Raw genomic sequence first — 23,787 nt, forward strand, 5'->3', positions numbered from 1 at the left:
GACCGCCTGCTATCTTGAACGTCGTTCAAGCTGGTAGCGGGAGGAAGTTCGTCGTGGACGGTGTCGAGAACTCTCGGGGGTCGAGGGTCGCTTTTTCCGCGCGGGACATCGCGCAGGTCGCGGTATTCGCGGCGCTGATCGCGGCGATGGGTCTGCCGGGCGCCATCACGGTCGGCTTCAGCGGCGTGCCGATCACGGTGCAGACACTCGGCGTCATCCTGGCCGGTGCGGTGCTCGGGGCGCGCAAAGGCACCGCCGCGGTAGTGGTCTTCCTGGCGCTGACGATGATCGGGCTGCCGCTGCTGTCGGGTGGTCGGACCGGACTGACGGCAATGGCGGGACCGAGCGCCGGATACCTCGTCGGATGGGTGCCGGCCGCGCTGGTCATCGGCTTGCTGACCGCCCGGATCCTGCCGAAGTACCCGCTGGCGCTCGGTCTGTTGATCAACGCGCTCGGCGGGATCCTGGTGATCTATCTGTTCGGCACCATCGGGCTGCTGCTGCGCACCGATCTGGACTTCCGGCACGCGATCACCACCAACTTCGCGTTCATCCCCGGGGACCTGGCGAAGGTTGTCGTCGCGTCGGTCGTTGCCAAGGGCGTGCACCGGGCGTACCCCGGCTTGATTCGTGCGTAGTCAAGGACTCGGTGGCTCGGGCGATCGGCCTGCCATCGAATTCGACGGCCGCACTTACACTTACGCCCAATTCGACCGTGCCGTCGAGCTATGGATCGAACGGGAGACCGCGCCGGTCTACGACGCGTCGACACTGTCGGTCCCGGACGCGTTGATCTGCGTCTGCGCCGCGGCGCGCCGGGGTGTCCCGGTGATCGTCGAGAATCCCGACGCACGCCCCGACCGCGTGAGCATCCCGCCGTCGGCCTTCTTGTTGGTGACGACATCGGGCTCCACCGGCCGTCCGCGACCCCTCGCGCGCACGGCAGCGTCCTGGTTCGACAGCTTCCCCGCGTTCACGCGCATCACCGGCGTCGAACCCACGGACCGGGTGCTGATCACCGGCCCCTTACACGCGACGATGCACTTGTTCGGCGCACTGCACGCCCTGTGGCGCGGCGCATGCGTCACCGACGATCCGTCGCGGGCCACCGTGGTTCACGCGGTACCGGCGGTGCTTCGTGAAGTGGTGCGCAAAGCCCCGAAGTTGCGGACGGCCATCGTCGCCGGAATCGCCCTGGACGACGGTGCTCGAGCGGCCGCGGACGGCGTGGAGATCATCGAGTACTACGGGTCTGCCGAGGTTTCGCTCGTCGCGGTCCGTCGGGTGCCGGAGCCGCTGCGCCTGCTGGACGGTGTCGATGCCGACATTCGCGACGGCCTGCTCTACGTCCGAACCCCGTACCGCGTGCTCGGCGCCCCGGAATGGTTCGGCGTCGGCGATATCGCGGAACTCGGTGCGAACCGCGAGCTCACGGTCCGCGGCCGGGGCGCGTCCGCGATCAATGTCGGCGGCACCACGGTGGTCGCCGAGGACGTCGAGCGCGTTCTGGAAAGGCTCGACGGCGTCGCCGCGGTGGCGGTAATCGGCTCTCCACATGCCGTGTTCGGCGAAATCGTCACGGCCGCAGTACAACTCGATGGCGTCGAGATCGACGCGGTCCGTGCGCAAGCGCGCCGGGTGCTGATGAAGGAAGCCATGCCCCGTCGCTGGGTGCCGCTGCCGACGCTGCCGAAGACCGCCAGTGGGAAGGTGGCCAGAGGTCAGCTGAAAGACTTGCTGGCATGAACCCGGTCCCCGTTCTGGTCGCGCCGCGTCGAACCCCGATCGGCAACGCCGGGCACGGATTCGCCGAGCTGACGACGACCGACCTGGCGGCCCCGGTGCTGCGCGAGGTGCTGTCGTCGCTGCGCGGCGTGGGCGTGACCGCCGAAGTGGATGATGTCGTGCTCGGCAACTGCCTCGGGCCGGGTGGCGATCCGGCGCGGATCGCGGCGCTGCGGGCCGGTCTCGGCGTGCAGGTGCCCGGCGTCACCGTCGATCGCCAGTGCGGGTCCGGCCTCGACGCGGTGATGCAGGCGGCGCTGCGGGTGCGCAGCGGCGCCGACGAACTCATCCTGGCGGGCGGCGTCGAGTCGGCGAGCACCGCGCCGTGGCGGTTCTGGCCGCCGGTCTCGGACGCCGAGCCTGTCCGCTATACCCGCGCTCCCTTTGCGCCGCAAGGCTTTCCAGATCCCGACATGGGCGTGGCAGCCGACGATCTCGCGCGCGCTCGTGGCATCAGCCGGGAGCGGCAGGACGCGTATGCCGCCCGTTCACACGCCCTCGCCGCGGCCGCCGACTTCTCCTCGGAGATCGTGCCGATCGGCGAGGTGTGCCGCGACGAACGGATCCGCGTCGGCATGACCGAGGCGCGGCTTGCCCGGCTGCGCCCCAGTTTCGGCGTAGACGGCACGGCGACGGCGGGCAACTCGTGCGGCATCTCGGACGGGGCGGCGGTGGTGGCGGTGACCAGCGAGTCGCTGGCCGGGGGGCTGCCCGCGTTACGGATCATCGGCGCCGCGGTGGCCGGATCGGATCCGGCGTACCCCGGTCTCGGGCCGGTGCCCGCGATACGGAAACTGTTGCGGCGCACCGGAGTCGATCTCGCCGAGATCGGCATCATCGAGATCACCGAGGCCTTCGCCGCCGTCGTGCTCGCGGTGTCGGACGAACTGGGGTTGGACGAAGCCAAGCTGTGCCCGCAGGGCGGCGCCATCGCCATGGGGCATCCCTGGGGTGCGTCCGGCGCTATCTTGTTGGTGCGGTTGGCAACTCAGATGCTGCGCGAAGGTGGACCGGCACTCGGGCTCGCGGCCTGTGCCATCGGCGGCGGGCAGGGGATTGCCATGCTCGTGGAGCGTATCGCGTGAGTGAGATCGTCTTTTCTTCGGTCAGCCACCGTTTCGGGGACCGAAAAGTATTGCGCGGCATCGACCTCAGGATTTCCGAACGCCGCGTCGGCATCATCGGGGCCAATGGTTCCGGCAAATCGACCTTGGCGCGCATGATCAACGGATTGCTGGCGCCGACGTCGGGCACCGTCACGGTGGACGGCGTGGACGCGGCGCGCAAGGGCGCGCAGGTGCGGCGCAAGGTCGGGTTCGTGTTCACCGATCCCGACACTCAGATCGTCATGCCCACGGTCGCGGAGGATCTGGCTTTCTCGCTGCGCCGGACCGGACTGAGCAAGCAGGAGGTCGCGGCGCGGGTCGAGGAGATGCTGGTCCGGTTCCGGCTCGACGAGCACGCCGACCATCCCTCACATCTGTTGTCCGGTGGGCAGAAACAACTGCTCGCCATCGGCGCGGTCCTGATCCGCAGACCCGAGGTGGTCATCGCCGACGAGCCGACGACACTGCTGGATCTGCGCAATGCCCGCGTGGTCGCCGACGCATTGGACGCGATGGACCAGCAGGTGATCGTCGTGACGCATCAACTGGCCCTGCTGGACGGTTTCGAGCGGGTCATCGTCATCGATGATGGTGTGGTGGCATTCGACGGCACCCCGGCCGCCGCCGTCCCGGCCTATCGGGAATTGGTCGAATGATCGGGCTGTACCGTCCGGGGGACTCGTTGCTGCACCGGCTGCCCGCCGGGGTGAAGCTGTTGCTGCTGATCGTATCGATCGTGGCGGCAACGGTGTTCGTGCACAGCCCGATTCAGGTCGGTATCGTCGGTGTGCTGGTGGCCGGACTGTTCGCGCTGGCCCGCATTCCGGTGAAAGTCGCTGTGGCGCAACTGCGTCCGGTGGTGTGGATGTTGCTGATCATCGCCGTGTTCCAGGTGCTGATCACCTCGCCCGCGCGGGCGGTCGTCGTGTGCGGCGTGCTGCTGATCTCGGTGGCGCTGGCGGCGCTGGTCACGCTGACCACGCGGGTGACGGATCTGCTCGATACCGTGACGCGAGCGCTCGGGCCGCTGCGCAAGCTCGGGGTCGATCCGGATCGGGTCGGCCTCGTGCTGGCGCTGGCGATCCGGTGCGTTCCGTTGCTGGCCGGGATCGTGCACGAGGTGGGCGAGGCGCGCCGGGCCCGCGGCTTGCAGTGGTCGATGACGGCGTTGGCGACGCCGGTGCTGGTGCGGGCGTTGCGCACCGCGGACGCGATGGGCGACGCCCTCGCCGCGAGAGGAGTGGACGATGAGTGAGCTGCTTGCCGAGCGCATTGCCCGGCGCGCTGCCGAATACCCGGCGTCGACCGCTGTGGTGTCCGGTCGCGAGCGCGTCGACTACCTCGAGTTCTGGTCGCGCGTCACCCGCGTCGCGGCCGGTCTCGACGGCATGAATCGCGTTGCGGTGCTGCCCACCTCGGATGTCGAATCGCTGGTCGTGGTGACGGCGGCCGCCTACGCCGGGGTGAGTGTTGTACTGCTGCACCGGCATCTGTTGCCGAATCAGCTGACCAGGGTGCTCCAGCTCGCCGAACCAGGTGCCGTGGTGGCTTCGGCGCAGCAACACCGCCGCCTGGCGAAAATGGGGTTCGACGGGCCCATCCAGACGGCGGGCACGCTGGCAGCGGCGGGCACGGCGGGCCGGGCTCGCCCGGACACCGAACTGCTGGTCGGCATCACCTCCGGCACCACCGGTGAACCGAAACTGTTCGTGCGCAACCAGCGATCGTGGGCGACCACGTTGGATCGCTCCGACACCACCTTCGATATCGGCGACCGCGATCTCGTCTCGGTGCCCGGCGTCCTCGATCACACGCATTTCCTGTACGGCGGCCTGCACGCGCTGACGCGCGGGGCGACGGTGGATCTGCGCCCGGTCGTGCAATCTCTGAATGACGGTGCGACACATCTGTATTCGGTGCCGACGATCGCCTGGGACGTGGTGCGGTCGGGCGCCGGTCCGTTCGGCGGTGTCCGTGCGGTGTTGTCCTCGGCGGCCCGCTGGCCGCGCACGGGAAGGCAAGCGCTGCAGGCAGTTCTGCCGAACGCGTCGCTCGTGCATTTCTATGGGGCGTCGGAATTGAGTTTCGTGTCCTTCGACCGGGGACTCGGCGACACCGACCAGAATTCGGTGGGTGAACTGTTCGACGGCGTCGAAGCCGAGATCCGGGACGGCCTGGTTTTCGTGCGAAGCGACATGCTCTTCGACGGCTATCTCACCGAGCACGGCATGGCCGACGGTCCGGTCGACGGATGGATGTCGGTGGGGGACCGGGGCGAGGTGGTCGGAAATCGGCTGCGGCTCTTCGGCCGTGCCAGTGAAATGTTGATTCGAGCCGGGCTCAATGTGGAACCCGCCGCCGTCGAAGCCGCACTCACCGCGATACCGGGAATCGCGGAGGCCGCCTGCATCGGTGTCCCCGACCCACGGATGGGCGAGGCGCCCGCCGCCGCGATCGTGGTGGACGACGACGCGCCGAGCGCCGAGGAAATCTGGCGGCACCTGCGGGTGACGCTGCCGAGCCCGAGCATGCCGGTGCAGGTTCTCACCCTGGCCAGCCTGCCGCGCACGCCGCGGGGAAAGCTCGATCGCCAGGCCCTGGCCGAAGCCTTTGCGTCCCACCGGGGAGAAGGGCTGCCCGCCGAAGTCACGGTGCCCGAATAGTCGACGTGCCCGCCGGGGAAATGGAGGCGGGCTTGCCCCGTGTCCGCGCAACACGGGGCAAGCACCGAAAAACTCAGAGCCCTCCGAGAAGGAGGTGCAGAACGCTTCCGACAACTTCGATCAAACCGGCGAGCAAACCCATTGTTCTCTCCTCAGATCTCGATCTCGTTCTCGAAGAAGGACTTTCCATTCTTCGAAACGGAGCTTACCGAGATTGTTATTTCCACCTGGTTACACATTGTCACGGTAAAGTTTCCAGCTAAAAGTAGCGACCGGTATGTTTTCTGTTGTGAAACTTATTGCCGCAGAATGGATTCGGCGCGGACTAGGCCAGTTATCAGTTGCTGTCCATTTGCCGATCTGCAAACTGCTGAACATTCGGCGCGCGCGCCCATCGCCGTGAATTGCTATAGCAATTACGCATATTCGATGACCTCGTTCTACCTGTCCGTCGGAACGAAGGGACATCGGCAGGGTCGGCACATGCCAGAACCTGAGATCCCGCAGATCGGTACTCTCGTCCAGGAGTTCGGCCAGCCAGTGGACAAGGAGTAGCGGGTGCCCATCGCACGCAGCAACGGACACAAGATCGCATATGAGGTATTCGGGGACGGACCCCCGCTGGTGCTACACCCCGGCATGTTCCAGATCGGCGCGCACTGGACCGAGGCCGGTTACACCGCACCCTTGGCAGAGACCCACACGGTGATCGTGCTTGACCCGCTCGGCTTGGGAGCCAGTGACGCGCCGCATGATCCGGCGGCCTACGCCCTGCCGCGCCGGGCCGAATACGTCACCGCCGTGCTCGACGAGGTCGGTGCCGACCGGGCAGCGTACTGGGGCTACTCATTGGGCGCGTTGACCGGCTACGCCGTGGCCGTGCACGCCCCCGAACGCCTCACCCGGCTGGTCGCCGGCGCCTTCGACCCCATCGAGGGATACCGCTCCGCCACCGCCCTGATGCTCGAACACCTCGGCCTCCCGGCCGACACGGATATGTACCCCCTGATCGAACAGGGCTCGATCGCCGCCATCCCGGCGCTGGCCGCGGTGATCGAGGCCGCGGACCCGGCAGCCCTGCGCGCCAACTACGCGGCGTTCTCCACCGAGCCGGGCCTGCACGCCCAACTGGCCGACTCGGACGTCCCGATGCTCATGTACGCGGGCACGGGCGACCTCTGGTACGACGCGGTGCGAACCTTCGCCGAACGCACCGGCACCCCCTTCTTCTCCCTCCCCGACAACGACCACGTCACCACCTGGGACCGCGCCGCCGAGGTGCTTGCGCACGTCCTACCGTTCCTCGCGGCCGCCCACCCCGCCTGACCACCGGCCAATAGCTGGTCGGTGGCGTGTCGCCGATCGGACCGGAGGATGATGAACAACCGTGTCCAACGATTCGAACGTCCCTGACATCAAGCCCCGCAGCCGCGACGTCACCGACGGTCTCGAGAAGACCGCCGCTCGCGGCATGCTCCGGGCGGTCGGCATGGGGGACGCCGACTGGGAGAAGCCCCAGATCGGCGTTGCCTCCTCCTGGAACGAGATCACGCCGTGCAATCTGTCCCTCGCCCGGCTCGCCACGGCGAGTAAAGAGGGTGTGTTCGCGGCCGGTGGTTTCCCCATGCAGTTCGGCACCATCTCGGTGTCCGACGGCATCTCGATGGGCCACGAGGGCATGCACTTCTCCCTGGTCTCGCGTGAGGTGATCGCGGACAGCGTCGAGACGGTGATGCAGGCCGAACGGCTGGACGGTTCGGTGCTGCTCGCCGGCTGCGACAAATCGCTGCCCGGCATGCTGATGGCGGCCGCCCGGCTGGACCTGGCGAGTGTGTTCCTGTACGCGGGTTCGATCTTGCCCGGCATCGCGAAGCTCGCCGACGGCACCGAGCGCGAGGTGACGATCATCGACGCGTTCGAGGCGGTCGGCGCGTGCTCGCGCGGACTGATGAGCCGCGCGGACGTGGACGCCATCGAACGGGCCATCTGTCCCGGCGAGGGTGCCTGCGGCGGGATGTACACCGCCAACACCATGGCCAGCGCCGCCGAGGCGATGGGCATGTCGCTGCCCGGCAGCGCGGCGCCGCCCGCCACCGACCGCCGCCGCGACGGCTATGCCCGGCGCAGCGGCGAGGCGGTGGTCGAACTGCTCCGGCGCGGGATCACCACCTCGGACATCCTGACCAAGGAAGCATTCGAGAACGCCATCGCCGTCGTGATGGCCTTCGGCGGCTCCACCAACGCCGTGCTGCACCTGCTGGCGATCGCGCACGAGGCGAATGTCGACCTGAAGCTGGCCGATTTCGCGCGAATCGGTCGCCGAGTGCCGCACCTCGCCGACGTCAAGCCCTTCGGTCGGCATGTGATGACGGACGTGGACCGGGTCGGCGGCGTGCCGGTGATGATGAAGGCACTGCTCGATGCCGGTCTGCTGCACGGGGATTGCCTGACCGTGACCGGTCGGACGGTGGCGGAGAACCTGGCCGAGATCGCACCCCCGGACCCCGACGGCAAGGTGGTGCGGGTGCTGACGTCACCGATCCATCCGACCGGCGGCATCACCATCCTCGACGGTTCGCTCGCACCCGGCGGCGCCGTGGTCAAGTCGGCGGGCTTCGACTCCGACGTATTCACCGGCACGGCACGGGTTTTCGACCGGGAGCGGGCAGCAATGGACGCGCTGGAGGACGGCACGATCAGCGCGGGCGACGTGGTGGTCATCCGCTACGAAGGGCCCAAGGGCGGTCCGGGGATGCGCGAAATGCTCGCCATCACAGCGGCGATCAAGGGCGCGGGCTTGGGCAAGGACGTGCTGCTGCTCACCGACGGACGATTCTCCGGCGGCACCACCGGCCTGTGCGTCGGCCATGTCGCGCCGGAAGCGGTCGACGGCGGCCCGATCGCCTTCGTCCGCGACGGTGACCAGATCCGCCTCGACGTCGGCGCAGGCACCCTCGACCTCTTGATCGACCCCGACGAACTCACCCGCCGCGCCGAAGGCTGGAAGCCCTTGCCACCCCGCTACACCCGCGGCGTACTCGCCAAGTATTCGAAGCTCGTCGGCTCCGCCTCCTACGGAGCCGTCTGCGGCTGAGGCCCCTAGCGGCGCTCGAGGTCGGCGGGTTCGGCTTCGGGCGCCGGGGCGGCCTGGTTGCGGGTGGGGGTGAACCAGGTTTTGTAGAACAGGAACGACAGCGCAGTGAGCAGGCCCAGAATCGCGATGCCCGCGGGGATCGGGTGATCGGCCATCGGCTGGGCGAGGTAGCGGGTGGCCAGCAGCGTGGCCGCGAAAGTGACTATGCCCAAGGCGACTACGCGGATTCGGGCGTGGTCCCAACCTCGATCGGGGTCGCGCAGCGCGGATTCGACGGTCAGGCACAGGGCGGCACCGGCGACCAGGTCGACACCGTAGTGGGCGCCGAGACCGAGGGTCGCGATGAGCGTGCACACCAACCAGAACGCGCCGCCCCAGCGCAACCAGAGCGGGCCGCGTCGGGAGTGGATGAACAGCGACAGCGCCCACGCCGTGTGCAGTGACGGCATGCAGTTGCGCGGGGTGATGCCGTCGAAGGGCATCGGCCCGACCGAGAACGGCAGCGCTGGAACGATATTCGGCCAGACGTCGGCGATCTCCAGGCCGTTGCCCTGCGGCCCGTACGCGAGCACCGGCCCCACCACCGGGAAGAGCACATACCAGAGGGGTCCGATCAGCCCGAGCGTCAAGAAGGTTCGCACCAGATGGTGTCGCGGCCACACACCGGTGGTCACGCCGCGCAGCTGCCAGACGGCGACGACGATGGCCGCGACGGGCAGCTCGAAATAGACCCAGCGCACCAGTCCGAGCGCCGCAGGTCCGGCCGCGTCGAGCGCGCGCCCGACAACCCAGGAGGGGTTGCCGAGCGCGTGATCGGCCAGTTGCGCATACGGATCGAGGACCATCGGGCAGGCCCACGCGGTGATGTCGAGCCAGATCTCGCCGACCTTGGTCGCGAGAATCAGCAGCGCACCGAAGGCGATGGCGCGCAGCGCGGTTCGACGGCGCACTCCGGACCACCGCACCGCGGCGATCACCGCGAGCGCGGTGAGCACGATGGTCGGCCCGTTGCCGACGGTGAACAATGTGCCCTCGACCGCCCGAATCGCCACGAAGACAAGGTCGATGGCGATCGCCGCGGCCAGGGCCAGCACCCGGACCCGGGTCGTGACGCCGACCAGCGCGAGCAGAAACCCGGCCCACGATGTGCTGGCGGACTTCGGCCTACCGACATAGTCGCGGAAGAGACTGGTCAGCGGGCCGAGCGCATCGAGATGGGCGGCCATGAGCTCGCCGGCGATGAGCACGACCACCACACCCGCGATGCCACACCAGATAGTCGACGGTCGAACGCGACGTTCCAGGAGCCGCGCCACACCCGCTCGCTCGGCGGGTGGGGGCTGACTTCCTGGCGCGTCGTGAATAAGCATTCGGACATCGTAAACACGATGTGAACACGACCATGCGGGCCGGTGAACCCAGGCCGGGCGGCGCGCCTACTCGGTCATAGCACGAGAGCCAGCGCCAAGACGATGCCGAGGACCGCGGTCGCGGTCGCCCCGACCGAATTGATGATGACCACCCCGGCGGTGAGGACCGCACAGACCAGCGATCCGAGCCATGCTGTGCCTCGATCGAAACGCGACTCCTGGGCGCGATGTGTCGTTCTCACAGTCATGGCCCCGGCCTACCCTCCGGTTTCGCCGTCAAACAGCGCCGCGCCGTTCGGTTCTCACAGAACGTCCATACGGTTCACCGGGTCTGCAGCTCCTGTGACGCGTAGGCGAGCGCTGTGGGTTCACACCCGCCGGACGGCGACGCCGAGGGCCGCGAGCGCGGCGGTGTCGTCGGCCGCGGCGGATTCGTCGGTGACGACGGCGTGCAATGCGGCGGCGGGGGCGACGAACGCGAGGGCGGTGCGGGAGAGTTTGGCCGCCTCCGCGACGGCGATGACTCGACGGGACGAGGCGATCGCGGTGCGTTTCACGGCGGCGTCGTCGAGGTCGTAGGCGGTGAGGCCGTCGGCCGCGGTCAGTCCGCAGCAGCCGAGGATCGCCGTGTCGAAACGCAGCGCGCTCAGCGACGCGAGGGTCAGCGGGCCGGTCAGCGCCAGCTCGCCGGCGCGCGGCGTCCCACCGGGTACCAACAGCGTGAGCAGCGGTGCGCCGGTGAGCGCGTTCACCGCGTGCAGCGACAAGGGGAGCACGGTCAATCGGCGGTGTGCCAGGACGTGGGCCACTTCGAGACAGGTGGTGCCGCTGTCGAGGACGACGGACTCACCATCGGCGATCAGGCCCGCGACCTCGGCGGCGATGCGTCGCTTGAGGTTTAGTCCCTCGCGGGCGCGCATGGCGAAGGGCGGCTCCTCGCCGCGCAGCAGCAGGCTTCGCGCGCCGCCGCGATAACGCTCCAGCACGCCCTGACCGGCCAAGGTCTCCAGGTCGCGGCGGATGGTCATCTCCGATGCGCCGGTGCGCTCGGCCAATTCCGCTACGCCGAGCTGGCCTGCTTCGCGCACGGCATCGGTGATCTGCTTCAGTCGATCTACGCTCGCCACACGCCTAATTGAACATTTACAGTGTTCGAAAGTCAATCTTACGAACATCGATCATGTCCGATATGTTCGGAGGCATGCAGAGATCGTTGCGGGCCGCTCGACTGGCCACGTTCGCCTTTTTCGCGCTGAACGGCTTCCTGATGGGGATGTGGGTCGTCCACATCCCCGCCGTCGAACACCGGGTGGGGATCGGTCATGCGACGCTCGGCTGGCTGTTGCTGCTGCTCGGCGCGGGTGCTTTCGCCGGTATGCGGCTGGTGGGGCCGCTCGCCGATCGCTACGGGGCGCGCGTCGTAGTGCCGGTCAGTGCCGCACTGTGCGCCGCCGCCGTGATCCTGCCGGGACTGTCGCCGAATGCCTGGACGCTGGGTGTCGCGCTGCTCGCGCTCGGTTTCGGCAACGGATGTCTGGACGTCGCGATGAACGCCCACGCCGTCCAGGTCGAACATCGTTACCAGAGGTCCGTGATGTCGGCGTTCCACGCCACCTACTCGCTCGGCGGTGTCCTCGCCGCACTGGTAGGCGCCCGCACACTCAGCTGGGGTTGGACCCCGGCGACGGCGCTCGGTGCGGCGGCGTTGCTCGGCCTCGCCGGTGCCGCTGTGGCAGGCCCGGCGCTGCTGCGGCCCGAAAGTCCCCGCCCCGCTGCGGTTTTCCCGGCGGGGGAGCGGCGTGCGACACCGCGACGAATCTGGTTGCTCGCCGGTCTCGCGCTGCTGCTGATGCTCTGTGAGGGCGTGGCCAACGACTGGAGTGCGCTGCATCTGCGGGATGTGCTGTCGGCGTCGGCCGCCACGGCCGCCCTGGCCTACGGCGCTTTCGCCACCGCCATGACCGTCGGCAGGTTGCTCGCCGACCGTCTCGCCACCCGTTTCGGGCCGGTGGCGGTCCTGCGCTACGGGGCCGCCGTTGCCGCGCTGGGTTTGACGGCGGCGGCACTGTCGCCGTGGATTCCGCTGGCATTGCTCGGCTGGACCGTGTTCGGCGCGGGGCTGTCCGGGTGCGTGCCGCAACTGTTCAGCGCGGCGGGCCATGCCGACCGAAATGCCGCGGGCGCCAACGTCGCCCGCGTCGCCGGTCTCGGCTACCTCGGCGTGCTCGCCGGGCCCGCCATCATCGGACCGCTGACCCACCTCGTTCCGCTCAATGTCACCCTCTTGTTGCCCGTTGCGTTCTGTGTTGTCGCCGCGGGCGCGGCCAATGTTCTACGCGCACAGCCGTCGTCGCCTGCCCCCAGCTCGCCATCGAACGCCGCGGGCCCATTCCAGCCGACCCACTGATCGGGTGTCGGCTGAATACCCTCTGCCGCTGACTGTTTCGCCGCCTCTCCCCACTCGCACTGGGGAGAGGCGGGCGAGGTCATTCATGCCATCATTCAGTCAGTTGTTCAGAAATTGGCGGCGGCCCCCTGGTCGTCGGCTGAGACACATACTCGCACAACAGTTCTCGCTCCTCGTTCGGTCATGCCCCGCGGCGTCCGCGCGCGGCGAGCAAGCGGAATGTCTGCCGCAGCCAGCGTCAGCAGGACAGCCTGCCTACCCCCGCTCGTCTGCTCCGAAATGAGGTTCCCGTGAACCGTAAGCATTGTCTGCCCGTAGAACCGCTTGTCTGGTGCTGTCGTTGGGGCCCGGTTCCGTGGCAATGGCGGCGCCCGTGCCGAGCGTCGTCGACGTCGTGCCCGCCCAAACTGCCGCGCCCTTCTGCTACGAGGAGCCCTCCCAGCCGACCGCCGATATCAGCGACTTGAAGGCGCGCTTCTCCAGCCGGAACTGGATGCAGACCCTGCAGGCCATGTATCAGCGGCGCTGGCCGAGCGGGCAGCAGTTGGCGATCGCCCAGGCCAAGGACCCGTACTGGAACCAGTTCGTGGAGACGAGCAGTTTCGAGGCGTTCGCCGAGTCGATGATGGTGGCGATCCACGAGGAAACCCACATGTGGGATCTCGACGGGTCGCGGACCGAATGGGACAAGTACACCGCGTCGTGGATCACTGCGACGCAACAGATCACGCGCATACCGCTGCATGGTGGCTTCCCGCGCAAGGAAATCCTGCCACTGATCAAGGACCGACTCAGTGAGGACATGGACAACATCTACCTGCGCGACCGGCAGCAGGGCGACTACCGCCTGCAGGGCGTGCTCGCCGAGCTGAACGCGGGCCTGATGGGACTCCCCGCGGTCACCGTGGTGCAGGAGTACATCAAGGGGATCGGCGCCAGCAACTCCCGTGATATCGCCGCCACCAACCTCAGGTACCTGTTGCTGTACTTGCGCGTGGCCAAGGACCGGCACCCCGACTACTGGGCCAAGATCAAGAACGAGCCCAAGGTGCGCGAGCTGGTCCTCATCCAGTTCCTGCGCACCGCCTACTGGCTGGAAAAGTCCGCTCCCTACAGCGGCAAACTCGGCAGCCCGAACGCCGACAAGATCACCGAAAAGAACTACGCCCCGGAGAACATCGCCATTGTCGAGGAGTTCACCGGCCGCAAGGTCCGTGTCGACGCCCAGAAGAACTGCACCACTTGACATTCCGCCGAGCCGAGCTGACCGCGATCAGCGCAGGAACCAGCCGGTGCCGCCGATCGGCACCTCGTTCTCGATGCGGGGCAGGTGCTGGTCGAAGAAGAGTTTGGCGGTCAGTTCGGCCCGGCTGCGGACTTCGAGTTTGCCGAAGACCCGCTTGATGTGGTCGTCGACGGTGTAGGCGGAAACCGTTAGCAGCCGGGCGATCTCGGTGCGGGCGAAGCCTCTGGCGAGTAGCCCGACGACATCGCGTTCCCTGCTGGTGAGGCGGTAGGTGTCGGCGATCAGAGCCGCGATTTCGACGGGTCGGGCGGCTTCGATGATGATCGACACCTGGTCGGCGGCGCCGGGGAGTTGCTCGGCGTGCAGGGTGAGCCAGCGGCCGGTGCGGGAGCGGATCCGATTGCGGGCGGGGCCTGGACGTGACCACGCCCGGTGGGCCAGCGTCAGTACGCAGAAGGGCAGTTCGCGGTGCGGGTCGATACCGTCATCGACCTGGGTGAGCCACCGCGCGGCGGCCGAGGACATGGTGGTCGGGTGCAGGTCGCGGTCCAGCAGAACCAGGCCGGGACCGGTGGCGGCGTCGTCGGCGGTGATCTCGGTGAGGACCATCTCCCTGCGGATCGCGGTTGCCACCGAAATGGTGGCATCGCCGATCAGTTGGGCGTCGGCGTCGGCGAAATCCGGTGCGTCCGCGCTGCGAAACAGCACCAACGCACCCCACACACTGGCATTGTCACCGAACAGCACGCGCATCTCCCGTGTCATGCCCGCGGGCACCAGGATCTCCCGATAATGCCTGCTTCGCTCCGGATGTCCGCCGGTGGCCGCGGTCAAGGTCATCGCTCGCCGACAGCTGCGGGCCAGAGTGGGCAGTGCGAGGGCGTCCTGCCCACCTGCCTCGATCTCGAGCATCGGATTCATGTACTCGAGCGGCAACCCCTCGCGATGCCAGCCGCCGGTCGGCAGGACCGAACCCGGATCGACGGTCAGTGCGCACCACGCGTCGAAGGGCACGGCCTCGCGCAAGCTCGCGCAGACGGCACGTTCGAGTTCGACGACACCGGAGACGGTGCGACAGGCACGCTCGACGCCCGCGGTCACCTGGTCCAGCGTTTTGGCCCGCATGCACCAAGTATTGTCCGCGGCGGCCCCGTCGTCGGCCGATTCGGCTGGCTGGCCAACCTCGCTGGGGCACAACGAGGTCGGGCTCGCATGATGTGGCAAGCGTTGCGGCCCTGGCGCATTGGTGCGGCCCGAACGATCATCGCTGGATCGAGGGGTCCGGGGGTCGCTCGGCGGCTCGGCGTCGGACCGTGGAGTGTCGGTTAGCTCACATACGGCGGTATTCGATAGGGAATCCGGCCGATCCGTGACATGGTTGTCCAGTGAGATCGGGCTTATCGAAGTGATTTGCCTGGCTCATCTACAGAAAAGATGAAGTAAAAACATGGCTCAAGGCAGTGTGAAGTGGTTCAACAGCGAAAAGGGCTTCGGCTTTATCGCACAAGACGGTGGCGGCGCTGACGTGTTCGTGCATTACTCCGCCGTGTCCGGCTCGGGATTCAAGTCCCTTGAAGAAGGACAGCGTGTGGAGTTCGAGGTCGGCCAAGGACAGAAGGGCCCGCAGGCCCAGGACGTCCGCGCCATCTGATCGACGCAGCTTGGTAAGGCCCCGCACCCTCTGGGTGCGGGGCTTTTGCGTTTTTTCGGGTAGTCGTACCGATTCGCGTCCGCGCCCCGCAGTGCGCCGGTATCGTCCGTGACCTGAGGCAACGCCTCTGCGGAACCACCGTCACTGCCGAGGAGGTCGCGATGCGGCGACACATCTCACTTCGCCCGCTGTGGCGTCACCTGTTGCGTGGCCTGATCCTGTGCGGCGCGTGCGCGGGCGGGTCGGCCAGCTCCTACCTCGAGTGGTCTCGGGCCAACCCCGCCGAACCTGCCGACCCGCAGGACGATTGCTGGGACTGGTCTGTGCCATACCAGTGGTACGACATGGCGCACCGCCGCTGAGTTACTCCGGTCGGCTGCGCGTGGCTCAGTTCGACCGGCGTCAACCGGTGACGCTCGGGTGGCCGTTCTCGATGTGCCCCCGGAAGTGCCGCTCATAGCTCGGGTCGACGTCCACCGTCAGGGAGAGGTCGTACCAGCCTTTGCCGTAGCGGAGCGCGTTCCAGGTATCGGTGGTGGTCTGTCCGGGCGCGATCGTGAAGGTCCACGGCCCGTCGGTGCGGTAGCTGTTGGCCCGCACGGTGACAGTGGCCTGCGCCTTGCCCTTGTTCGTCATCGACAGGTGCAGTTTGAGGTCGGGGGTGTAGGAAGCGGTCACCTCCAGCGGCGACGTCGAAGTTCCGGCGAGCCGCCACAGGAACCGATTGGGTCCGTGTATCGCGATGCCGTACTTCTTGTCGGCGTAGTTCTGGACGCTCCAGGTATCGGTGACCGTGGCTCCCGATTTCACGTCGTAGCGCCACGGCCCGTCGGTGCGCCCGTCGGCCCGATACGCCGCCAACTGCACATCGGCCGCGCCGGTGTTGCGGAACGTCGTGGTCAGTGCGCCATCCGGGCCGAGGATTCCGTTCACCACCGGGGCGTAGGGCAGCGGCCGGGCCGGCCTGGTCCCTGATTCCTGCTCCGGCGGCCGCTGGCTGCCCGCGGCGGGGGGAGCGGGTTTCGGCAGCGAACTCTGCGTCGCGTCAGCTTGTGCCCGAAGGGCATTGGCATCGGGCAGCAGCGGGATGGTGGTGTCGGCGGCGCTGAAATCGAAACACCCGGTGAGGTCGCCGCAGATGGAGCGGCGCCAAGCCGAGATGTTGGGTTCGTCGACGCCGGTCCACTTTTCCAGGAAGCGGATCACCGAGGTGTGGTCGTGCACTTGCGAATTCACCCAGCCGCCACGACTCCACGGTGAGATCACCAGCATGGGCACCCGGGGTCCGAGACCGATGGGCTGCCCGTTGACGTATTCGCCGGGCGTACCCGCCGGTGCCATCGGCGGCGGCACATGATCGAAGAACCCGTCGTTCTCGTCGAAGTTGATCAGCAGGGCTGTCGAGTTCCATAGATTCTGATTCCCCCACAACGCTTTCAGTACGGCGTGGGTGTAAGCGGCACCGTCGGCGGGACGGGCGGCGGGATGTTCGGAGTACCCGTAGGGAGCCACCACCCAGGAGACCTGGGGTAGCCGCCCGGCGGCGCAGTCGGCGATGAAATCCGACAGCACGTGCGCGACATTCTTGCCCTGCCCGGAATCGGGCTTCCAGTTCTGTGCGCCGAATACCTTTGCCCGCGAGGCGAGTTCGGTGTTCTTCGGATCGTGGTATGCGTCGAACAGCCACAGCGGGTTGTCGCCGTAGTCGCCGACGAAGGGGTGGCGGCCGGAGTCGTCGCCTACCTCGTCGTTGGCGTATACCTTCCAGGTGATCCCCTTGTCCTGCAGCCGTTCCGGATAGGTGGTCCAGCGATATACGGGGTTGTAGTTGGCCGGATTGCTGATCGCGGGGCCGCCGTATTGCCCTGCGGGATCTATGGTTCCGGTCCACTGATAGAGCCGGTTGGGTGTGGTGGGCCCGAGGACCGAGCAGAAGTAGTGGTCGCAGACGGTGAACGTGTCGGCCAGTGCGCGATGAAAGGGTATGTCGGCGGCGCTGAAGTAGCTCATTGTCATCTCGCCTTTGGCCGCGGTCCAGTCGTCATTCCAGCCGCCGCGCACCGCTCGATGCTGATCGGCCCAGCCGTGCGGCAGATCCCCGATGTCCTGGCCGTCGACGACGCCGGTGTCGAGATGAAAGGGCAGCAGGTAGCCGCCGTCGGACCGACCCGAATCCGGTTGAAAGTAGACATTGCGGCCGTCCGGCTTGACTACGGCGGTCGCGTCGCCGAGCCCGCGCACCCCACGCATCGTGCCGAAATAGTGGTCGAACGAACGGTTCTCCTGCATCAGGATCACCACATGCTCGACGTCACCCAAGGTCCCCTTCCGGCTCGGGGCCGCGAGCGCCTCGGCCATACCCGACGGCAGTGCCTGCAGCCCGCCGGTCAACGCGGCCGCGCCGAGCGCGCTCCCGATGAATCGCCTTCTGGGGAAACCCGAACCTACCTGGGGCACAGCATTCCTCTCGATCCGACATGGGATTGGCGTGCAGAGCAGAGAATGTGCGGAACTCTTCCGCGATGGTCTCGGTTGAAAATAGATTCGCGGTGAACGCCCTGTGGCGCGAAACAGAACGAGCGGGGGATAAGCCAGTTAGGGCAAAGTTCTGGTTAATTGTTGACGGATAGAGATGGAACTCTTCCGCCGATTCTGCCGCACCCAGCAGGTACGGTGGCGTTCTTTGGGGCTGGCCGCCCGGGCGAGTGCCTGGCGGTTAGCGCAGCTGCACGACCTGCTCGACGGCGAAGCGCCGGAGCAGTTCCGCTACGGCGGTCGGTGGCGCGTCGTGCGCACGCACGGCCATATCGGCGATTTCCTCGACGCTTCGTGTCCCGTCGCACAGCCCGAGCAGGTCACGGGTCGCCGGTGTCAGCCGGAATATGCGTCCCCGGAGACTTGGGCGCTTGTGGAACGCGCATACCCACGGCTCGCTGTCGACGATCTCACCGCGAGCCGTCAACGCATCCACGTCCACAGCGAACTCGGCTATTCGGAGCAGCGCGCTGCAAACCGGCCGCAACTGGCCGAAGTCTGGCTGTCGCGCAGCAACTGCCGAGCGGGGAAAGGCAGGTTCGACCGCGGCATGGTCCGTATCGACGGCGAGCCAGAGGCGATGCTGCTCGAAGCGGACAACTTCGCGAATGGTGTCGAGGGGATATTCCAGCTCGGCGTCGTCATCGATTGATTCGGCCAGCATTGCCGCGAAATCCTGCACACCGACGGGAGCGACCTGGCTCAGTAGCCGCTCGGCTCGCCCGTTCAGCAGGGCCATGGTCATCGGCATGTGCCGATGCAGCAACGGCAGCACGGCGTCGGCGGCGGACTGGGCGGGACCACCGTGCACGACGGCGTCGAACATCGCCGCATACGCGGCACCCAGTTCGTCATCGGCCGCCACCGGAAGCTGCTTGCCCGCCTGCCGCCCGAATTCGACCGCCGCCGCAGGATCCTCGATCACCTCGGCGAGCACCTTCGCCAATCCGTCGATATCGCGCGGATCTTCGACGACCCGCGCTCTGTCGCGCAACTCCGGCCAATGGGGTTGGGTACGAACCACTTCCGCGGACAGCACCGCGCAGGTGCCGCAGCTGAGCAGTTCCATCGGAAGCCCCGGCCGGTGCACCTCTACCGGAAAATTCCGCTCCAAACCGCACACCGCCGTGCACGCCCGCAACACCTCGGGCACCCGCCAGGGCGGCAGAAACGGAAGTGTCCACGTCACCTCGGTGAGCCCCAGTTCGTCTACCGCGGTGAGGAACTTCTCGCGCTCGGTACCGCCCGCCATGACGAGGAAGTTGAACCGCAGCCCGCGCCCGCGCAGCCGCGCGAGCGCTTCGATCAGGTCATACGATCCTTTGACGACGCCCAGTTTGCCGTAGACACCGATGGTGGCGACAGCAGGGTCGAGCGGGGAAGTGTTGCGCACCCATGGCGATTCACCCAACCGTGCGACGAGGGCGGTCAGGTCGGCCGCCGGACCATCCGGCGTGAACTCCGGCGGCAGCGCGGCCTTCGGTATGGGTGCGATCCGGTGCGGCGGAATGCCGAGGCCGGTCAGATTCCGGTCGCCGACGACGAGATCCGCGCGCCGCAACACTTCCCGGTAGGCCTGACCCAGCTCCGGGTGATCGAGTAGCCGGGTCCGGTCGCTGCCCGCGTGTTGGACGACGTGCGGCACCCCGGTCCACGACGCGGCCAGATGTGCGCTCAGCCCATAGGGTTCCAGATAGGCGGAGAACACCAGATCCGCGCCATGCAGCCGAATTTCCTCGGTGGCCAGTGCGGCGAGTTTGGTGGCGAACGGATTCGCGGCGGGAATGTACGCGCGTGCGCGCTCCCACTGTCCGGACGCGATCACCCGCACCGCACCGCCATTGGGAAAGGTCGCTGCGAGGCGCTGAAAGTCGCTGTCGTCGAACCAGATCCGATAGTCGTCCTCGACCTCGTCGGCGTTGGTCACGACATCCACCTGGTGGCCGCGTTCGGCGAGCGCCCGAGCCATCCGGTAGCAGTGCGCGCTCACCCCGCCCTGGATCGGCGGATACTTCATCACCGCGCAGATTCGCATCAGCCCGTCCCTTCGAACAGCCGTTCCTGCCGGGCAAACCGCACCACCGCCGCGGCCTCGGGCGGAAATGGCGCGCCCGTTCGCAGCACCCGAAAAGCCGTGTCGCCCAGGCGATAGCACGCCAGTGCCGACCGCCCGGCAACCTTCACCAAGGCGATGCGAATCGGATCTCCCCGCATGCCCTCGGGCACCACACCACTGCGCAGCCACTCGTTGTGCTGGGCAACCACATCACTGTCGAACTCGGCGAGCCGCACATGCGCCCCCAACACCGACGCGCCCGGCACCGACGCGCCCGGCGTGACGTTCGCCTGTTCGGCCGCGACGGTGGCCGCCGGGTCGAACAACAACTCCAGCCGCAGCACCTCGTACCTCGCGAGGTCGGCCATATCGTCCCGGCCACTGGTCACGAGATAGTCCAGAAACCTTGTCCCCTCGGCCAGAACTCGCTTGTGGTTCTGCTGGCCATCGGCGTGGGCCGGTGGATATCGACGGATGAACTCGTCGAGGAAGCCGTGCTCATGCGCCGCCGCCGACAGGGTCGCGGGCAGACACCGCGCCAGCATGTCCAGCCGCTTGTTGGTCACCGAGCGGACGTTGATGTCCAGCTGTGTTCGGTCGGCCGCGGCGAGCAAGTCCAGCTCGGCGCTGGAGAGCGCGAACCGCGCGGCGAGCTCAGCGGGCCGCTCAGCCAACATGGCCCGCGCGCTTCCGGTCGTCAGCAGCTCGGCCAACGCTCGCTGGAAACCGCTGCCGTTCACCGGCCCACCGCCACCGCACCGATCGCCGCCCTGGCCCGGCGCAGGTCGGCGGTGAGTTCATCGAAGTCGTCCGGAAACTCCTGGTCGCGTTCGAGAATGACGCAGCGCACCGCGGGCGCGCGCCCGGCCAGATAATCCAGCAGCTCCCACACTTCGCCGGGTACGGGCGCGGAATGCGAGTCGAGCAGCGTGCCGTCCGACCAGTACCCGCCCGCGAGGTGCAGCTGCACAACCCGTTCCAGCGGAATCGAATTCAGGAACTCGACCGGGTCGTACCGGTGATTGACCGAATTGATGAAAACGTTCGTGAGATCGAGAAGTAGTCCGCAGCCCGCCGTTTCGACCACGCGCGTGATGAACTCGGCCTCGGACAACTCGGCCGGGAAGTCCAGATGGTAGGTGATGTTCTCCAGCAGGAACGGCGTGCCGACGCGCTCCTGCACCTGGCGCGCTTTGCCCGCGATCTCCTCGGCCATCTCCCGCGTGCGCAGCAGCGGTGTCAGCTGTCCGATCGACACACCACCGGCCCGCGTGAACGACAGGTGGTCGCTGCACCACGGTGCGTCTACCCGGGCCACCAGGTCCGCGAGATCGTCCAGATAGCCGGTATCGAGCGGCCCTTCGGTGCCGATCGACATCTCGACCCCGTGTGGGGTCAACGGGAACCGGTCCCGCAGCAGTTCCAGTGGACCGCCTACCGGCGTCTCGAGGAAGTTCTCGGTAATGATCTCGAGGCAGTCGATCGACTCCTGGTTCGCCATGATCGCGGCGTCCAGTTCCCTGCGATATCCGAGACCGACTCCGAGCGCCGGCAGGCTGCCGAGGTCGAACTCACGCATAGCAGCGGCAGCAGGCGCCGCAACTGCAGCACGGCAGTACGCCCATGACGCGGTCCGCGGTTGCGCCCTCGTCCTCCACCAGCGCGACCCGCTCGAAGAGGTATGGATCGTTGATTTCCATTGTGACCGACACTGTTCTCACCTTTCGTCAGGTTTGCAGTAGTCAGCATGTGCCGGTCACCGACGGCCGACCAGGGAGTACGGCCCCGAGTGACCGGGAACTTTTCCCGACCGGCCGGGAAGGAGCTATTCGTACCGAATGGTCTGTCGAGAACCGCTGGGGGGCAGTCGATTTCGGGTTCGGTCAGCGGTCCGAAAGCTTCCCGTTCGCGTCTTGCCCAGGGCATTCTCAGGCAGCTGACCGGTCCGATCATTCGGTGCACGGAACCGGATCCACCAGTAGGCCTGTGCCAGGGGGTGATGAACTGTGCTGTCCGAGTCCACTTGCCGACAGCGAACCTTGGGGTCCGATCTTTCGGTACTCGACGATATCGGCTCGCCGCTGTCCGGCATATGCCGGTTGACCGTGGTGCTCGCCGATGACCACGCGGTCCTCCGGGCGGGGTTACGGTCACTGCTCAGCTCCGCCGACTGGATCACCGTCGTCGCCGAGACCGGCATTGACGGTGCGGTGCGGGAGGCGGTGCTGCACCGGCCGGACGTGCTGATTCTCGGTCTGTGGCGGCAGCCCGAAAGCGGTTCCGTCATCGGCGAATTGGTGCGGTCCGCGCCGGGCGTCGCGATACTCGTGTTCGGCATGGCCGAGGACGACGAGTCGGTATTCGCCGCTATCCGCGCCGGCGCGGGCGGCTACCTCCGCAACGCCGCGGAGCGTGACGACATCCTGCGCGCGATCTGCGCGGTGTCGGCCGGGTGGGTGGTATTCAGTCCGCAGATCGGCAGCAGGCTCGCCACCATGCTGTCCGGCTCCACTGGCCGGGCCCGCCCCTTTCCGGAGTTGACCGCACGGGAATTCGACGTGCTGGCCCTGGTCGCCGCGGGACTGCCGAACGCCTCGATCGCCGCCGAGCTGAACCTGGCACCGAAAACGATCAGCAACTACCTTTCCCGCATCTTCGCCAAGCTCGGCGTGGCGGACCGGGCGAACGCGATCGTCCGGGCCAGAGACGCGGGCCTCGGCAGCTCGCCTTGAACAATGCGGCACGCTCCTTACCGAATCCGCCTGCGCAATTCGACTTTTGTCCCGAGTAGCCGAGCACTGGTGACGGTAGTGGCCAAAGTATCAGGCAATCGTCCAGTTCGAACGAGTGGGAAGTTTCGGTCGAGCGGTCGGTGCTAGCTGTGACCTGTGGGAACGTCAAATAACGCCCCCTGCGGGTGATACCGGTTGCCGGGCACGAGATTCCATCAGCAAATTCGGAAATCGATCTTTGCTCGTCGCCATTGGCGAGGTAGAGTCCAACTACTTTCCTCGAGTCCCGAAGCGTGGCTCGCTCCGTATGGATGCTGACTCTGGAGGAATACATGCCTCTTTCCGACCGTCGTGCAGCGATCCACCTCTTGGCGCCGCCGACGAGCAGGTCAGATAAAAGCGCACCAGATCTGGCGTGGCAATGGGCGAAAACGATGACCGCCGGTCGCATGACCGCGCAACGGCTCAGTGCGGAATTCCCGACGGTGCCGCAGTCGGTGATCCACGCGGCCGTCGCGCAGGCGCACGCCGAACTGCACCCACTCTTGGCCGACTCGCTGACCGAAATGACCGAATTGCTTGCGCGCGAACGAATCCGGCGGATCGTAGGCTGAACCTCGCCGGGGACTTACCGGCTCGCCTTCTGATACGCCTCGACGACCTCGGCCGAAATCCGTCCCCGGCTCGACACATCGATACCCTTATCGCGCGCCCACTGCCGGATGACTCCGGTCTGCTCCCGACCGGCCGTCGAGCGCACGCGGCTGCTCGTACCCCGTGGTGCCCGCCCGACTTTGCGGGCGGCCGCTGTCCACTCCGCGAAGATGCCACGGAGCCGCTCGGCATTGCGTGCCGACAGATCCATCTCATAGGCGAGCCCATCCAAGGTGAAGCGCACCGTCTCTTCGGCCGGTGACTTGCCGTCGAAATCATCGACCAGTGTCACGACAACCTTGCGTGCCATCGAATTTCCCCTTCGTAAACGCTCGTATGTGTGGAAGCGATAATCGTAGACCGTCGCCTCGATTGCGCTAATTCAGGTAGTGCTCTACTCAGGTGAGAAAACCGGGCGTGCGGTCTGATGATGTCGAGAGTGTGTGTTCGCCGAAAGGCGGGGGAAATGTGGATGGCGAAATCGGTTG

At 67.1% G+C, this 23,787-nt stretch carries 24 protein-coding genes; 14 read left to right on the plus strand and 10 right to left on the minus strand.

Annotated features, from left to right (window positions below):
- Positions 1-53: 53 nt before the first annotated feature.
- The 8 genes from ACFK0J_RS13735 (at position 54) to ilvD (ending at position 8,648) form a co-directional block, all read left to right on the plus strand.
- Positions 54-638, plus strand: a complete 585-nt coding sequence (locus ACFK0J_RS13735; protein WP_378740027.1) for a biotin transporter BioY — start codon at positions 54-56, stop codon at positions 636-638.
- Positions 631-1,746, plus strand: a complete 1,116-nt coding sequence (locus ACFK0J_RS13740) for a class I adenylate-forming enzyme family protein (RefSeq protein ID WP_378740030.1) — start codon at positions 631-633, stop codon at positions 1,744-1,746. Before ACFK0J_RS13735 ends, ACFK0J_RS13740 begins: the two co-directional genes overlap by 8 nt.
- Positions 1,743-2,870 carry a thiolase family protein gene (locus tag ACFK0J_RS13745; RefSeq protein ID WP_378740032.1) on the plus strand — a complete coding sequence of 376 codons (1,128 nt, stop codon included), beginning with the start codon at positions 1,743-1,745 and terminating at the stop codon, positions 2,868-2,870. Before ACFK0J_RS13740 ends, ACFK0J_RS13745 begins: the two co-directional genes overlap by 4 nt.
- Positions 2,867-3,547 (plus strand): energy-coupling factor ABC transporter ATP-binding protein, encoded by a 681-nt coding sequence (locus tag ACFK0J_RS13750; protein ID WP_378740034.1) that lies wholly within the window; start codon positions 2,867-2,869, stop codon positions 3,545-3,547. The genes ACFK0J_RS13745 and ACFK0J_RS13750 overlap by 4 nt, the downstream gene beginning before the upstream one ends.
- Positions 3,544-4,146, plus strand: a complete 603-nt coding sequence (locus ACFK0J_RS13755; protein ID WP_378740036.1) for an energy-coupling factor transporter transmembrane component T family protein — start codon at positions 3,544-3,546, stop codon at positions 4,144-4,146. The genes ACFK0J_RS13750 and ACFK0J_RS13755 overlap by 4 nt, the downstream gene beginning before the upstream one ends.
- The gene (locus ACFK0J_RS13760) at positions 4,139-5,554 is read left to right on the plus strand and encodes a class I adenylate-forming enzyme family protein (protein WP_378740038.1); all 1,416 of its coding nucleotides are present in this window, start codon (positions 4,139-4,141) and stop codon (positions 5,552-5,554) included. Before ACFK0J_RS13755 ends, ACFK0J_RS13760 begins: the two co-directional genes overlap by 8 nt.
- Positions 5,555-6,112: 558 nt before the next feature.
- Positions 6,113-6,880: an alpha/beta fold hydrolase gene (locus ACFK0J_RS13765; protein ID WP_378740040.1), complete on the plus strand. Its 768-nt coding sequence runs from the start codon at positions 6,113-6,115 to the stop codon at positions 6,878-6,880.
- Positions 6,881-6,941: 61 nt separating this feature from the next.
- The gene (ilvD, locus tag ACFK0J_RS13770; protein WP_378740042.1) at positions 6,942-8,648 is read left to right on the plus strand and encodes a dihydroxy-acid dehydratase; all 1,707 of its coding nucleotides are present in this window, start codon (positions 6,942-6,944) and stop codon (positions 8,646-8,648) included.
- A gap of 5 nt (positions 8,649-8,653) precedes the next feature.
- Here the strand turns inward: ilvD and ACFK0J_RS13775 are convergent, their stop codons facing one another.
- From ACFK0J_RS13775 to ACFK0J_RS13785, 3 genes are all read right to left on the minus strand, one after another.
- Entirely contained in the window at positions 8,654-10,018 is a 1,365-nt protein-coding gene (locus ACFK0J_RS13775; protein WP_378740044.1) for a DUF5933 domain-containing protein, read from the minus strand.
- Positions 10,019-10,092: 74 nt separating this feature from the next.
- Positions 10,093-10,266: a hypothetical protein gene (locus ACFK0J_RS13780; protein WP_378740047.1), complete on the minus strand. Its 174-nt coding sequence runs from the start codon at positions 10,264-10,266 to the stop codon at positions 10,093-10,095.
- Between the two features lie 120 nt (positions 10,267-10,386).
- The gene (locus ACFK0J_RS13785; RefSeq protein ID WP_378740049.1) at positions 10,387-11,145 is read right to left on the minus strand and encodes a DeoR/GlpR family DNA-binding transcription regulator; all 759 of its coding nucleotides are present in this window, start codon (positions 11,143-11,145) and stop codon (positions 10,387-10,389) included.
- Between the two features lie 74 nt (positions 11,146-11,219).
- Here ACFK0J_RS13785 and ACFK0J_RS13790 point away from each other — a divergent pair, with 74 nt between their 5' ends.
- The gene (locus tag ACFK0J_RS13790) at positions 11,220-12,425 is read left to right on the plus strand and encodes an MFS transporter (protein ID WP_378740052.1); all 1,206 of its coding nucleotides are present in this window, start codon (positions 11,220-11,222) and stop codon (positions 12,423-12,425) included.
- 361 nt (positions 12,426-12,786) lie between these two features.
- Positions 12,787-13,671, plus strand: a complete 885-nt coding sequence (locus ACFK0J_RS13795; protein ID WP_378740055.1) for a hypothetical protein — start codon at positions 12,787-12,789, stop codon at positions 13,669-13,671.
- A gap of 27 nt (positions 13,672-13,698) precedes the next feature.
- Here ACFK0J_RS13795 and ACFK0J_RS13800 read toward each other — a convergent pair whose 3' ends face one another.
- The gene (locus ACFK0J_RS13800) at positions 13,699-14,796 is read right to left on the minus strand and encodes a response regulator transcription factor (protein ID WP_378740057.1); all 1,098 of its coding nucleotides are present in this window, start codon (positions 14,794-14,796) and stop codon (positions 13,699-13,701) included.
- A 322-nt stretch (positions 14,797-15,118) separates the two neighbouring features.
- Between ACFK0J_RS13800 and ACFK0J_RS13805 the strand changes: the two genes are divergently transcribed.
- Together ACFK0J_RS13805 and ACFK0J_RS13810 are read left to right on the plus strand one after the other, a co-directional pair.
- Positions 15,119-15,322 (plus strand): cold-shock protein, encoded by a 204-nt coding sequence (locus tag ACFK0J_RS13805; protein ID WP_107655522.1) that lies wholly within the window; start codon positions 15,119-15,121, stop codon positions 15,320-15,322.
- Positions 15,323-15,483: 161 nt separating this feature from the next.
- Positions 15,484-15,684: a hypothetical protein gene (locus ACFK0J_RS13810; protein WP_378740059.1), complete on the plus strand. Its 201-nt coding sequence runs from the start codon at positions 15,484-15,486 to the stop codon at positions 15,682-15,684.
- Between the two features lie 40 nt (positions 15,685-15,724).
- Here ACFK0J_RS13810 and ACFK0J_RS13815 read toward each other — a convergent pair whose 3' ends face one another.
- The 5 genes from ACFK0J_RS13815 to ACFK0J_RS13835 all read right to left on the minus strand — a co-directional run bounded on the left by ACFK0J_RS13815 (position 15,725) and on the right by ACFK0J_RS13835 (position 21,625).
- Positions 15,725-17,779 carry a phosphocholine-specific phospholipase C gene (locus ACFK0J_RS13815; RefSeq protein WP_378740062.1) on the minus strand — a complete coding sequence of 685 codons (2,055 nt, stop codon included), beginning with the start codon at positions 17,777-17,779 and terminating at the stop codon, positions 15,725-15,727.
- 259 nt (positions 17,780-18,038) lie between these two features.
- A complete protein-coding gene (locus ACFK0J_RS13820) occupies positions 18,039-19,892 on the minus strand; it encodes a glycosyltransferase (protein WP_378740064.1) in 1,854 nt (617 codons plus the stop codon).
- Positions 19,892-20,653, minus strand: a complete 762-nt coding sequence (locus ACFK0J_RS13825) for a hypothetical protein (RefSeq protein WP_378740066.1) — start codon at positions 20,651-20,653, stop codon at positions 19,892-19,894. Before ACFK0J_RS13825 ends, ACFK0J_RS13820 begins: the two co-directional genes overlap by 1 nt.
- Positions 20,650-21,492 carry a DUF692 family multinuclear iron-containing protein gene (locus tag ACFK0J_RS13830; RefSeq protein WP_378740068.1) on the minus strand — a complete coding sequence of 281 codons (843 nt, stop codon included), beginning with the start codon at positions 21,490-21,492 and terminating at the stop codon, positions 20,650-20,652. The genes ACFK0J_RS13825 and ACFK0J_RS13830 overlap by 4 nt, the downstream gene beginning before the upstream one ends.
- On the minus strand, positions 21,485-21,625 hold the full coding sequence (locus tag ACFK0J_RS13835) for a hypothetical protein (RefSeq protein ID WP_378740070.1): 141 nt from the start codon (positions 21,623-21,625) through the stop codon (positions 21,485-21,487). Before ACFK0J_RS13835 ends, ACFK0J_RS13830 begins: the two co-directional genes overlap by 8 nt.
- A 294-nt stretch (positions 21,626-21,919) precedes the next feature.
- Here ACFK0J_RS13835 and ACFK0J_RS13840 point away from each other — a divergent pair, with 294 nt between their 5' ends.
- Together ACFK0J_RS13840 and ACFK0J_RS13845 are read left to right on the plus strand one after the other, a co-directional pair.
- Positions 21,920-22,645, plus strand: coding sequence for a LuxR C-terminal-related transcriptional regulator (locus ACFK0J_RS13840; protein WP_378740073.1), 726 nt, complete (start codon positions 21,920-21,922; stop codon positions 22,643-22,645).
- Between the two features lie 434 nt (positions 22,646-23,079).
- Entirely contained in the window at positions 23,080-23,259 is a 180-nt protein-coding gene (locus ACFK0J_RS13845) for a three-helix bundle dimerization domain-containing protein (RefSeq protein WP_378740076.1), read from the plus strand.
- Between the two features lie 14 nt (positions 23,260-23,273).
- Here ACFK0J_RS13845 and ACFK0J_RS13850 read toward each other — a convergent pair whose 3' ends face one another.
- Entirely contained in the window at positions 23,274-23,609 is a 336-nt protein-coding gene (locus ACFK0J_RS13850; protein ID WP_378740079.1) for an Lsr2 family protein, read from the minus strand.
- Positions 23,610-23,787 lie beyond the last annotated feature (178 nt).

This window comes from Nocardia brasiliensis (assembly GCF_042691675.1).
GTDB lineage: Bacteria > Actinomycetota > Actinomycetes > Mycobacteriales > Mycobacteriaceae > Nocardia > Nocardia brasiliensis_D.